This window comes from Clostridium muellerianum (genome assembly GCF_012926525.1).
In the GTDB taxonomy this organism is placed as follows: Bacteria; Bacillota; Clostridia; order Clostridiales; family Clostridiaceae; genus Clostridium_AM; species Clostridium_AM muellerianum.
This window is the reverse complement of record NZ_JABBNI010000065.1, coordinates 18,870-31,485: the sequence shown is the minus strand read 5'-3', so window position 1 is coordinate 31,485 and position 12,616 is coordinate 18,870. Positions and strand designations below refer to the sequence as shown.

General features: G+C 31.5%; 10 protein-coding genes, 1 tRNA gene, 2 pseudogenes and 1 other annotated feature. Of the genes and pseudogenes, 3 read left to right on the top strand and 10 right to left on the bottom strand.

Annotated elements, in window-relative coordinates:
• Positions 1-149: 149 nt before the first annotated feature.
• The 4 genes from proS to HBE96_RS22335 all read right to left on the bottom strand — a co-directional run bounded on the left by proS (position 150) and on the right by HBE96_RS22335 (position 5,505).
• Positions 150-1,586, bottom strand: coding sequence for a proline--tRNA ligase (gene proS, locus HBE96_RS22350; protein ID WP_169299913.1), 1,437 nt, complete (start codon positions 1,584-1,586; stop codon positions 150-152).
• 206 nt (positions 1,587-1,792) lie between these two features.
• Positions 1,793-2,012 (bottom strand) — a binding site (T-box leader).
• Positions 2,013-2,268: 256 nt separating this feature from the next.
• Positions 2,269-3,366: a YkvI family membrane protein gene (locus HBE96_RS22345; protein ID WP_169299912.1), complete on the bottom strand. Its 1,098-nt coding sequence runs from the start codon at positions 3,364-3,366 to the stop codon at positions 2,269-2,271.
• 336 nt (positions 3,367-3,702) lie between these two features.
• Entirely contained in the window at positions 3,703-4,968 is a 1,266-nt protein-coding gene (locus tag HBE96_RS22340) for an L-cysteine desulfidase family protein (RefSeq protein WP_169299911.1), read from the bottom strand.
• Between the two features lie 30 nt (positions 4,969-4,998).
• Entirely contained in the window at positions 4,999-5,505 is a 507-nt protein-coding gene (locus HBE96_RS22335; protein WP_169299910.1) for an L-2-amino-thiazoline-4-carboxylic acid hydrolase, read from the bottom strand.
• Between the two features lie 647 nt (positions 5,506-6,152).
• Here HBE96_RS22335 and HBE96_RS22330 point away from each other — a divergent pair.
• Genes HBE96_RS22330 through HBE96_RS22325 form a run of 3 tightly spaced genes read left to right on the top strand, consistent with a single transcriptional unit; the run spans position 6,153 to position 8,189 of the window.
• Positions 6,153-6,689, top strand: a complete 537-nt coding sequence (locus HBE96_RS22330) for a GntR family transcriptional regulator (protein ID WP_243187037.1) — start codon at positions 6,153-6,155, stop codon at positions 6,687-6,689.
• Complete coding sequence (locus HBE96_RS26545; protein ID WP_243187036.1) at positions 6,664-6,810, top strand: hypothetical protein; 147 nt, start codon at positions 6,664-6,666, stop codon at positions 6,808-6,810. Before HBE96_RS22330 ends, HBE96_RS26545 begins: the two co-directional genes overlap by 26 nt.
• Positions 6,810-8,189, top strand: a complete 1,380-nt coding sequence (locus tag HBE96_RS22325) for an MATE family efflux transporter (protein WP_169299909.1) — start codon at positions 6,810-6,812, stop codon at positions 8,187-8,189. Before HBE96_RS26545 ends, HBE96_RS22325 begins: the two co-directional genes overlap by 1 nt.
• A 398-nt stretch (positions 8,190-8,587) precedes the next feature.
• Here HBE96_RS22325 and abc-f read toward each other — a convergent pair.
• From abc-f to selA, 6 genes and pseudogenes are all read right to left on the bottom strand, one after another.
• Positions 8,588-9,999: pseudogene (gene abc-f, locus HBE96_RS22320) on the bottom strand (ribosomal protection-like ABC-F family protein); the annotation flags it as partial.
• Positions 10,000-10,012: 13 nt separating this feature from the next.
• Positions 10,013-10,210 (bottom strand): hypothetical protein, encoded by a 198-nt coding sequence (locus HBE96_RS22315; RefSeq protein ID WP_169299908.1) that lies wholly within the window; start codon positions 10,208-10,210, stop codon positions 10,013-10,015.
• 278 nt (positions 10,211-10,488) lie between these two features.
• A tRNA-Sec gene (locus tag HBE96_RS22310) sits at positions 10,489-10,585 on the bottom strand.
• A gap of 166 nt (positions 10,586-10,751) precedes the next feature.
• Positions 10,752-10,823: a SelB domain-containing protein gene (locus HBE96_RS27020; protein WP_169300140.1), complete on the bottom strand. Its 72-nt coding sequence runs from the start codon at positions 10,821-10,823 to the stop codon at positions 10,752-10,754.
• Positions 10,823-11,037, bottom strand: a pseudogene (locus tag HBE96_RS22300) (GTP-binding protein); the annotation flags it as partial. The pseudogene HBE96_RS22300 and the gene HBE96_RS27020, both read right to left, overlap by 1 nt.
• Before the next feature lie 18 nt (positions 11,038-11,055).
• On the bottom strand, positions 11,056-12,441 hold the full coding sequence (gene selA / locus HBE96_RS22295; RefSeq protein ID WP_169299907.1) for an L-seryl-tRNA(Sec) selenium transferase: 1,386 nt from the start codon (positions 12,439-12,441) through the stop codon (positions 11,056-11,058).
• Between the last annotated feature and the right edge of the window lie 175 nt (positions 12,442-12,616).

The window sequence follows — 12,616 nt, the reverse complement described above, 5'->3', positions numbered from 1 at the left end:
TACCCTATTTAAAACATTATATAAAATTTTTTCAAATAATAAAATGAGTAATATGATAATTTTTATACTTTTATATAAAAAAGCCTACTGTTTAATATTTACAGTAGACTTTTTTATATACCTTTTATCTTATAATATTTAAATTATTTTTAGTATGCTCTTCCCCAGTAAACCACTTTATCAGCTTTCTTGCCACAACATACGCAAGTATCTGATACCTTTTCCTGCTTAAATGGAATACATCTAGATGTTGCTCCAGTTTCTTCCTTAATTTTATCTTCACAAGCTCTGTCGCCACACCACATAGCTTTAACAAATCCTGTTTTATTTTCAACTATATCTTTAAATTCATCCATGTTTACTGCAGTACTAGTTTTTTCATCTCTTACTTTTTTAGCAGCTTCAAACATTGAATTGTGTATATCATCTAAAAGTGATGGTATCTTTGTCTCTAATTCGTCCATTGGAACTATTATCTTTTCTCTAGTGTCTCTTCTTACAAGCACAACTTGATTTTTTTCAATATCCTTAGGGCCTACTTCTAAACGAACTGGAACACCTTTCATTTCGTATTCAGCAAACTTCCATCCTGGCATTTTATCACTGCTATCTATTTTAACTCTAGCTACCTTAGATACTCTTTCCTTTAGTTCAGCTGCTTTTTCTAAAACGCCCTCTTTATGTTGAGCTATAGGTACTATAATTACCTGGATTGGTGCTATTCTTGGTGGAAGTTTAAGACCGCTGTCATCTCCATGAACCATTATTATCGCACCTATTAAACGCGTAGTTATTCCCCATGATGTCTGATGAACATACTGCAACTTGCCATCTCTATCTGTATATTGAATATTAAAAGCTTCAGCAAAGTTAGTTCCAAAATTGTGAGAAGTAGCTGTCTGAAGTGCTTTTCCATCGTGCATCAAAGCTTCTATAGTATAAGTCCCAATGGCCCCTGCAAATCTTTCTTTTTCGGTTTTTTGCCCTCTTATAACAGGAATTGCAAGCATATTTTCAACATGATCAGCATACGTATTTAACATTTTAATTGTTTCTTCTTCTGATTCTTCTTGAGTTTCATGTATAGTATGACCTTCCTGCCATAAAAATTCTGTAGTTCTAAGGAAAGGACGTGTAGTTTTTTCCCATCTTACAACTGAACACCACTGATTATAAAGTTTTGGCAAATCATTGTAAGATTGAACTGTTTTAGCATAGTGTTCACAGAATAAAGTTTCTGATGTTGGACGTACACACAATCTTTCAGTTAATTCTTCATTTCCACCCTGAGTTACCCATGCAACTTCTGGTGCAAAACCTTCTACATGATCCTTTTCTTTTTGAAGTAAACTTTCTGGTATGAACATAGGCATATATACATTTTCATGTCCTGTTTCTTTAAATCTTCTATCTAAATCACTTTGGATATTTTCCCACATTGCATATGCATATGGACGTATAATCATACAACCCCTAACGCTTGAATAATCCGCAAGTTCTGCCTTTTTAACTATGTCTGTATACCATTGAGCAAAATCTTCATCCATTGGTGTAATTTGTTCTACTAGTTTCTTATCTTTTCCCATTTTAACAGCCTCCTAAAATATAATAAGTTTATCCCATTACTACCATGTTATAATATTTTAATTAAATACTATAAAAAACCATCTTCCAAATCATAGATTTGAAATATGCTCTTCATATTAAAGTTACTGATAAACATTCAATATTCATTAAAATAATTTTATAAGAATGCTTATAATTTTGAATATAAAAAAAGCCTTAAATCCCAATAAGGGACCAAGACTATATCGGCGGTACCACCCTGTTTAATACATTTTTTAAAACATATTCACTTTTAATTATTAACGGTTATTACCCGCTGTATCCTACTATTATTTCAGTACAGAACTCCAAGGTAGGTTCAAAATGATCTTTTAGGAATATTTCACCATCAATTCCCTCTCTATAAAAAGACTTACATTTTTACTAATCCTTTTCTTTGTATTTCCAATGTTTTTGCTTTTTAAACTTATTTTATATGATAAAATATAAAAACTTAATTGTCAATAGTATAAGTTTCATATCTAACCAATTGATTATTTAAAAAATTCTACAAACAAAATTATGTTCATACTAAAATCTTTAAAAACCCACTTAAAAAATCAAGTGGGTTTTTGCATATTTCTAATAATTAACATTTAAATCCATGATTTACTAATAAAATTTTAATTGTAACTATCTTAATTATTAAATATTATACTTTACTTAGTTATCCTGTTTTCCACCGCTTCCCTTTAATTCTTTAAAAATCATAAAGCATGTGAAAACAATAGCTGAATATCCTGCAAAAGGATATAAAATATTTACTAATTTATCAAAAGGAAGTACTCCACCAAAGAACATACCTATAATGGTTAATACTGTCGCAATAATATTAAATTTCTTAGTTTTGTCTGGAGCAAACTTTCTAACAGTCATTAAAAGAAATGAGGCTACTGCCGAATAGATACTTACAACTATTAACACTGAGAAAAACAATCCTAAAACAGGGGATATGTGATTAGCAATTTCTAATGTAGGAACTTGTTTTCCAACAATTAATTTATAATAAACAAGTTCAGCTATTACAAGTAAAATAATTGCAATAGTAAAAGCAAATGTTCCAAGCAAAGCTGCGCTTCTTGCTTCTTTTACACTTCCTGCAGACTTACCACAGTCAACTTGAAATGGTATACTAACCATAAGAGCAAGAAATGCATACAAAGCTCCTGACCATGCCCAATTAGAAGAAGCAGATTTAAAACCTAATGTTGGCATAAGATTGCTAGCTTCTGATAATAAAGTTGGTTGTCCAGAAAGGGTAATAATTCCTGCAACACCTACTATTGCTACAAATACAATTTTAACAGGTCCTATAACACCTATTATGTCGATAAGCTTTTCTACTCCTAGCAATGTTGTACCTAATGCAAGAATAGCTATAACTCCAGTACCTATATATGTTTGAATTCCATAATATTGATGAATTGTTGCACCTGCACCTGCTAACATAACTACAAATATAGCATATATTAATATAACATTATACCATGTATAAACTTGTCCTAAAGCTTTACCACAATAATATTCAAAAACATCATAAGGATTCTCAAATTTCTTTTTTTGACCTATTCCATACAAAGTGTATGAAAGATAACTCATTAAAACTAGAAAAATTAGTGCTGCTGCAATTCCTTTTGTTCCACTTGTTGTAAAAAATTGCAAAACTTCCTGTCCTGTTGAAAATCCAGATCCAATCCAATATGCAGCTAATGCTCCCGCAAGAAGTATTACTTTTTTTAAGCTAACTGATTGATTTTCCATCTTTATCACTCCTTGTGTTTTAAGTTGAATAATGTAAGAATCCTTACACCTTTTTATTAATAATTTTAAAAATTGGGAAAATTTGATTTATAATAACCTTTATCCATCTAATTTTTTAATAGCTTCATTAAAACTAAACACTATCCCCCCTTTTGAAATTAATGATAAAAGTTTTTTAAAATCTAAATTTTTATATAGGTACTATAATACTGTCAAAATGCCCTATACCTCAAGTTTAAAAATAAGTTTCCCGGGTCTTCTTAGAGGTAGATATTTCATAGCAACTTACAATCGCAGAACAAACTACCTCTTAAGACCACAGTTATACCTTAGAAATTATTTTCCTATCATAATATTAAGTATCTCAACATCAGTAGATTTCATTCCCTGACGTCCCATACGTCCAATGTTCTGGATTGTCTTTTCATAATCTTTTTCAACAATTCCTTCTCCAAATGGGAATACTAAACCTTGTTTTGCCATTTCGTAGCCCATTATACCAGCATCTACTGCACTGGAGATCTTTGCTGCACATGAAGCTTTAGCTCCATCACAAACAATACCTCCTACATTACCTACACTATTTATAATAGTTTTTCCAATAACATCATAATCAGCACCATTTAAGTAAGCAATACCACAAGCTGCAGCTGTTCCAGCTGATACAGCTCCACAATAAGCAGATAAGTTTCCAATATAACGCTTCTGATGTAAAGATATAAGATTAGTTAAAACAAGAGCTCTATAAAGAGTATCCTCATCAGCTTCCATATCGTCAGCATAAACTAAAACTGGCATAGTACAAGTGATGCCCTGGTTACCACTTCCTGAATTGATTACTACTGGAAGTGCACATCCATTCATTCTTGCATCAGAGCCTGCTGCTGCTGCTGCTCTTGCTCTCATACGCACATCGTCACCACTAACTTTCATAAGAGTTTGTCCAACTTGAGAACCCCATTTATTAGTCAAGCCTTCTTCTGATATAGCCGAATTATATTTAATCTGTGTACTGATAACTTCTTTTATATCATCTAAATTTACTTCATTGGCAAAGTCAAGTATATCCTTGATATTAAGCTTAGACTTATCTCCAGACTGTTGAGTTTCAATTCCAGCCTGTTCAAATAATACCTTACCATTTTTTTCAATTTTAGAAATGTGGTTATGTTTACTACTAACTTCAACAACTGCTACTTCCTGTCCAGCTATTAATTCTGCACGTATGAAAAGATTTTCTTCTCCTTCTTGAAGCTCACAACTACAAATTCCCTGGCTATATAATTCTTTAGTTTTATTAATTTCTTCCTGTTTTACTTGACTGATTACCTGAAGCTCTAATTCTGCATTTCCTGCCACAGCACCTAAAATAGCTGCCACTTCAACGCCTTTTTGTCCACCGGAATTAGGTACGATAACACCTTTTACATTTTTAATAATATTCCCGCTACATCTAACAACCATTTTTTCAGGCATCTGTCCAAGTACCTCTCTTGCCTTTGCAGCTGTAAAAGCAATGGCAATTGGCTCTGTACATCCCATAGCTGGAATAAGTTCTCCTTTTAATATCTTTACATAGTTATCATATTGTATCTTATCCATTGAAAATTTCTCCTTTTATACGCTACTTAATTATTTGTCTTTTTTGAAAAATGATACCTGACAAGTCTTGCATCCTTTAGCAATAGTATCTCCTAAGTGGAATTCAAACCCCATAGCCTTAGCAATATTTCTATCACCATCCATAGCCATGTCACATAATTTTTCGCAAGTTGAATCATCAAATTCTAAATCCTGCCATGCTTTTAGAAGTGGACAGTGATGAAATTCTATATCTACTCTGTCCTCAGTTTTATTCTTAAATTCAATTTCAAAAGTCTTTACCACATTCTCACTTAAAAAAGTCTCTGCAAAACATGTAACACTTTCTGGATTTTTACATTCTGATTTAATTTCAGTTCCCTGAATCTTACCAGTTTCAGCAATCGCTTCACGAATAATTTTTTCTGCTTCTTCTGCCTTTCCTGCTTCTCTTGCCTTGGTATATGTTAAACCAGTCCAAGTTGCACGATGTCCAATTGCACCTCTCTGAATATCTACTACTGGGTCACCTTTGATAGTAATTTTGTTATCAATCATGTTCTTTCTCTCCTTTTCTTTTTAAATTTAAATATTCATTAATGAATGTTCATCATTTTCTAACTTTTAGCATCCTATTTTGGAAAGTACTCTCCGGTGTCTGGCTATATGTTCTTATGTTATCTATTATGATTACAACCAAGTTCACCTTAAATGATATTAACTTTTACTAAGTAATAATTTAAACTGCAAAATTTTTAATTCATATGATTTACAATTCGAAAACGTTTTCTAAACAGGTGACATAAATTATTATATAACAATTCAAAATCACATCTATTTATTCTCACCACATCTAATATGAATACAAAAGTAAATAACGTATATTTAGATAATCATTTACACTATGTAAATTCATATTCACTATGTAAATTCATATTCGATTATGTACCCTAATCATATCACATGAAATTGCAATAATCAACATTATATATCATTTTTTTGTAATATTTTTTATTTTCACTAGATATATTATGATTTTTTTGCAGTTTATTGTAAAATATAGTAGTATACATTTTCTACTGATATGATCACGCTAACTAATTTCACCTATCGCTTATAAAATCACATTGTTCTTATATTGACTTACCTTATTTTTAAATGTATAATAATTTGACAATAAAGCTGGAATATAAGGAGGCTATTTTATGGTTAGAAAACCTTTAAATACATTAAAAAATCAAGTTTATGATGCTTTGTTTTCTGATATCATCAATGGAGTATATGCTGCTGATACAATACTAACTGAAAAATTTCTCATGGAAAAATACGGTGTAAGTCGTGCACCAATACGTGAAGCACTTACTCAACTAACTGGTACCCATATCTTATCAAGCATTCCAAGACAGGGATATAAGATTCTTGAACCAAGCGAACAACAATTATTAGAAATAACAAAGTTTCGTTCTGCCCTTGAATGTTCTTTTTTAAAAAGCTACTTTATCTATATAGATGAAGCTTCCATCAAAGAACTTAGAAGCATATGTATTAATTATAGTAACTGTCCCGCTAACGATTTCATGACCCACTGGAAATATAACTGTGAATTTCATTTGAAATTATTCTCTATCTTTGGTAATCATTATGCTTATAAACTTTTAGAAGATGCTTTAAACATACAAACTATATTTTTCGTACAAAAAAAAACACTTTGCTACTATGGATCTGCATCTAGCCCTAATTGATTATCTAGAAAAAGGTGAAGTTTCAACAGCTGTAACAATTTTGAAGGCAGATATCGAAAACCTTTTACTTCCAACCATTGCTCCTACTCCTATTGAACAAAATAAAAAAGGTGATATATAATGAATTGCACTAAAAATGCTGATATGAACGAACAATTAGCACATGCAAAAATTCTGCCTCTATTAATTAAGCTCACTATTCCAGTCACAATTGCTCAGCTAGTAAATGCACTGTATAGTATTGTAGACCGTATGTATATAGGACATATGCCTGGTATTGGAACTAAAGCATTAACTGGAATTGGATTGACTTTCCCTATAATTATGATAATTGCTGCATTTAGCTGTTTACCCGGTATGGGCGGTGCTCCTCTAGCTTCTATTGCTCTAGGTGAAGGTGACTTAAAAAAAGCCCAGCGCTATCTAAACAATGCGTTATCAATGCTTATTTTTATTAGCTTCATTATTACTGTAGGTTGTATGTTAACATTAAAACCTATATTAATAGCCTTCGGTGCTAATGAAGTTACACTGCCTTATGCTATCAGTTTCCTGAGCATTTACCTCATAGGAACGTTATTTGTGGAAATCGCCATGGGGTTGAATCCATTTATTAATACTCAAGGATTTACCGGAATAGGAACAATTACTATTGTTATTGGTGCAATTTTAAACATTATTTTAGACCCCATATTTATTTATGTGCTAAACTTAGGAATTGCAGGTGCTGCTATTGCCACTGTCATTTCCCAAATGATATCAGCTATTTGGGTAATCAAATTTCTGTGTTCAAAAAAATCCATTCTACGCTTAAATCTTCATGACATGAAACCAGATTTTGAAATAATTCGTTCTATTTGTGCACTAGGTGTTTCTCCATTCACATTTCGTGTTAACGAAAGTATTGTTGTAATCATACTCAATCGTCTTCTAATACAATACGGAGGAGTTCTTAGTGATCTTCATATTGCCTCTATGGCAATATTAAGCAGTGTAGGTCAGATTTTCTTTATGCCTCTCATTGGAATCATCAGTGGAGCACAACCAATTCTAAGTTATAATATGGGAGCTAAAAATTATCCAAGGCTTCGAGAAACCATATACCATGCTCGAGTATTAAGTATTTCCTGTGCAGTAATCATGTGGTTAGCCATGATGCTAGTTCCAAACATCATATGTCAGCTCTTTACTAGTGATAATGACTTAATTGGGCTGACCAGCATCACTATGCGTATTATGTTCAGTACTGTACTGGTTCTTGGAATGCAAATGGTCAATCAAAATGCCTTTGTAGCAATGGGAAATACATGGTGTTCATTCTTATATGGAATAATGCGTAAGCTTCTTCTTTTAGTACCACTAGCATTTATACTGCCACATATATTCGGTGTATGGGGCATTTATATGGCAGAAGCTATTTCTAACTTAATTACAACATTTGTTACTTACATAGCTTTTACCCGATACATAAACAATCTAAAAGTGCGTTTTAAAGCATAAATAAATTTACAAATATGAGATAAAATCAAAACAGAGTAATGCAGAAGGAGGCAGATAATTATTTTATCCACCTCCTTCTGCATTACTGCATGTACATTTCTACGTGCCTCTAGATATTTATATGTGATAACTTCAGCCTTTACAACTCTGTGTTAATGTTTATTACCTTTTAAGAAATTTACCTATGATAAACACTCCCTTTGCCCGTTTATGGTTACTCCTTTTTGTACGTAACTTAATGGTTTATCTTAAAAATCATCTATGATTTGATAAAAAATAGTTTTTGTAGGTTGTTCGTATCTATAATCAGGTAATTTTAAATTTGATATTATTTGTTTTATTCTTATATATTTTGTTTTTGTATTGCTATTAAACATATTAATTGCCATTCTTACCTTTATATTTATTATTTTTGTTGCAACATTTTCGCAGAATGTACTATCATAATCAACAAACAAAATTGTAGGTTCATACTCAATTAACAATTTCTCAATCTGCATACGAGAAATGACATCAATAAAATTCAATGGTTCATCCCAAATATACAAATGCGCTCGTTCACACAAACTTTTGGCAAGCAATACCTTTTTCTTCTGTCCTCCACTAAAGTCCCCGATATTCTTTTCAAACTGTTCTCTTGAAAAATCAAGTTTTCTAAGCATCGATTTAAATAAATCCTCATCAATACAGTGTTTGTCTGCATACTCAGATAAGTTACCATATAAATCCGATGTATCTTGTGAAACATACGAAATGATTAACTTATTATTCTTTCTTACAATTCCACTATGGGGGATGTCTTCTCCATAAATTAATTTCAATATACTTGATTTTCCACTTCCATTCTTTCCTTGAATAGCAACTCTTTCACCTTGTTCTATAGTGAAGTTTACTCCTTCACAGACAACTCGATTATCATCATATTCAATTGCAACATCTGTAAGTTCTACAAGCTTTTTATCATGGAAAGTAAGTGGTATTATTTTCAATCTTTCATTAAATTCAATATTTTTAAGAAGCTTTGATTTTTCCTCAATCATGCTTTGTTGTCTATCTTCTACATTTTTAGCACGCTTCATCATTTTTGCAGCTTTATGGCCAACGTATCCTTTATCTAATTTGCTCCCAGAATTAGTAGTTCCATACTTACTGCTTTCAACACTATCTGACCACGTAGATGTACGTTTTGCTGATCTAGAAAGTCTGTTAATATCTTTTTTCAATTTTTCATTTTCTGCTAGTTCAAAACCATCTTTTAATTCTTTGTTTCTCCACCATGAAGAAAAATTTCCTTTTTGTATTTCAATATTAGTTTTATTAATAGACAAGATATGATCAACACAGTTATCCAAAAAAGACCTATCATGTGAAATCAGGATAAATCCTTTCTTTTCAAGTAATTACATAGCTTATGCCTAGCTTCAATATCTAAATGATTTGTAGGTTCATCAATGAGTAAGAAGGAGTTTTCCTTCAAAAACATAGCAGCCAGCAATACTTTGGTCTGCTCTCCTTTAGACAGTGTATAAAACTGTCTATATAAAGCATCGTAGTCCATATCTAACAAAGATAATTCTTTTACTATTTCCCAATCCATTGAATTTGGACTAATCTCTCTTATGACATCTATGGTGAAATTGCCTTTCTCCTGCACTTCATAAGGAAAATATTCAAAAGTCACATCAGCTGAAATGTTTCCATCATATTCATATTTTCCAATTAAAAGATTTAAGAAAGTAGTCTTTCCCCTTCCGTTTCTTCCCGTAAAACCTAATTTCCAATCAGTATCAATTTGAAAACTTACATTTTCATCTTTCAATAATTTATTTCCAAATTATACTTTTTAAAAATGCAAGACTCTTCTCAGGTAAAAGTAATACTGTTCTAAGTACCATTGTAATTCTATCTGGTTGAAAGTTCTCTATAATTTCTGGTTTCCTCCAGCTTTGCTCATCCCATACCTTATAAATATTTTCTATTCTAGAGCCTACTCTCTCACCAATACCAATTAGTGAAAACATCTTAAATATATTTTTATTTCTTGGGTCACTTACACCGCCTCTAATTGCTTGTTTGAGAGAACATCTTTTCCTATACTTGATTTAGTTGATAAACGAGCTACTAATATTATTAATAGAAGCTAGTGGTTCTTCTTTTAAAGCTCCTTGGTTTGGACAGCTTATGAAAAGTCTTCAGTTATTAGCTTATTTGATACAAGGTAACACCTAGCTTAAGGAGTATAAGATTAAGATAGAATTACAGTAATAAAAGCGTGGCTTTTGGCCACGCTTTTATTTAATGGCGGGAATATGTGGGAATCGAACCCACCTATCGTGGTCTTAGCACGACGGAACGGTTTTGAAGACCGCCAGGAACACCAGAACCTATCTACTCCCATATTGAACTATATAATATATTATAAAGTGCATACTTTATAATGTCAACGTCTTTAAGCGTTTTTTGTTATTACTTTATATGATTAATTGTATCATGTTTTATGATACAATTATAATACAATAAGCTGTTTGCTAAATCAAAGTAATTTTTTACAGTTTCTCAATATTAATAAAACGCTCTCTTATCCTCCACTCTTTTAGTTAACTTTATATTATCAAAATGCTCTGAAAGTACCATAGCATATTTTTAATAAACTTTTCACGACCTGGTATATCTATTATGTCTACCCTTTACCTGATGGCAAGTCGAAAAAAGTAACTCTGAGATTTATAGATATTCCTATTTCTTTTTCCTTTGCAAGAGTATCTGTTTCTCTACCAGTTAGAGCTTTTATAAGAGTAGTTTTTCCACGATCTATATGTCCTGCTGTCCCAATTATAATATGCTTTATAAGCTTACCACCTCTCTTTTAATCTAATGACACAAAAGCGTCCACTATTATATCAAAATCTTTATCAAAAATAGTCCTTACATCTAAAATAACTTCATTACCTGAAATTCTAATTATTATAGGAGTTTTATTTTCTCTTAATTTTTTTTCTAATTCTTGTGGAGAAAATTCATTGTTATCTACCTTTATAATATATGTTTCAATCTTCTCCGTAGGCATTGAACCTCCCCCTACCATGGAATAATCTTCTTCTAATGCAAATTTAAAATTTTTAACTTTACTTTGAAGCTTCCTTTTAAGTCTTTGTGCTCTTTTTTTATGTTCACTTTTTGGACTTAACATCATATTTAGAGTAGGTATATTTTCTATGGCTTCTTTCTCGTCTAAATAATACTTAAGTGTTCCCTCTAATGCAGCAAGAGTCATCTTATCTATTCTCAATGCTCTCGTAAGTTGATTCTTTTTTATTTTATCTATGTATACTTTTTTACCTATAATTATTCCTGCCTGTGGTCCTCCAAGCATCTTATCCCCGCTAAAAGTAACTACATCTACACCCTTTTTAATACTTTCCTGAACCGTGGGTTCATGTGTAAATCCATATTTTGAGAAGTCTATTAATGTACCACTTCCTATATCCTCAATAACAGGTATTTTCTTTTCATCCCCTAGTTGAACTAACTCTTCCAAAGATACATCCTCTGTAAATCCTAGAATTTTAAAATTAGATGTATGCACTTTTAATAAAACACCAGTATCTTCATTTATATTGTTATCATAGTCATATAAATGAGTTCTATTTGTTGTTCCAACTTCCACAAGCCTTGCTCCACTAAAGCTCATGACGTCTGGAACTCTAAAAGAACCTCCTATCTCAACCAATTGTCCACGTGAAACAATTGCTTCTTTTTCCTTACACAAAGTATTTAACACCAACATAACTGCAGCTGCATTATTATTTACAACCATAGCTGCTTCTGCGCTTGTTACCTTCTTAATAAGTTCTTCAACATGACTATATCTTGATCCTCTTTGACCTTTTTTCAAGTCATATTCCAGGTTATTATAATTATCAACCACATTTACAACGTTTTCTAAAGCCTTTTTAGCCAATAGAGATCTTCCTAGATTAGTATGTATAATTACTCCTGCAGCATTTATAACCTTTTTTAACCTTGAACCTTTTCTTTCCTCTAAAAGTTCCAGAAAACTCTTTAATATATCCTTTTTCGAATATTCATCTATACTATTACTTAATATTAGCTCTCTATACCTATCTATTGTCTCTCTTAACGTTTCAACAACAATTGTTCTCATAGTAAAATTCAGTTCATTATTTACTATATGCTCTTTTAAAAGTTCATCTATCTTTGGTAGATCTCTTAACAATTGCTTAATTTCCACTCTATTCCCACCTTCTAAACTATTTCAAAATTATATTTCTGCCATCATAGACATTAAAAATCCTAAGAAAAAACCCTCCCAAGCTTTTTAATATCTATATTTTAAACCTTTTTATATCATCCTTGAGTTTTCCTGCACTTTCTTTTAATTTAAAAACTACTTCCATAACTTCATT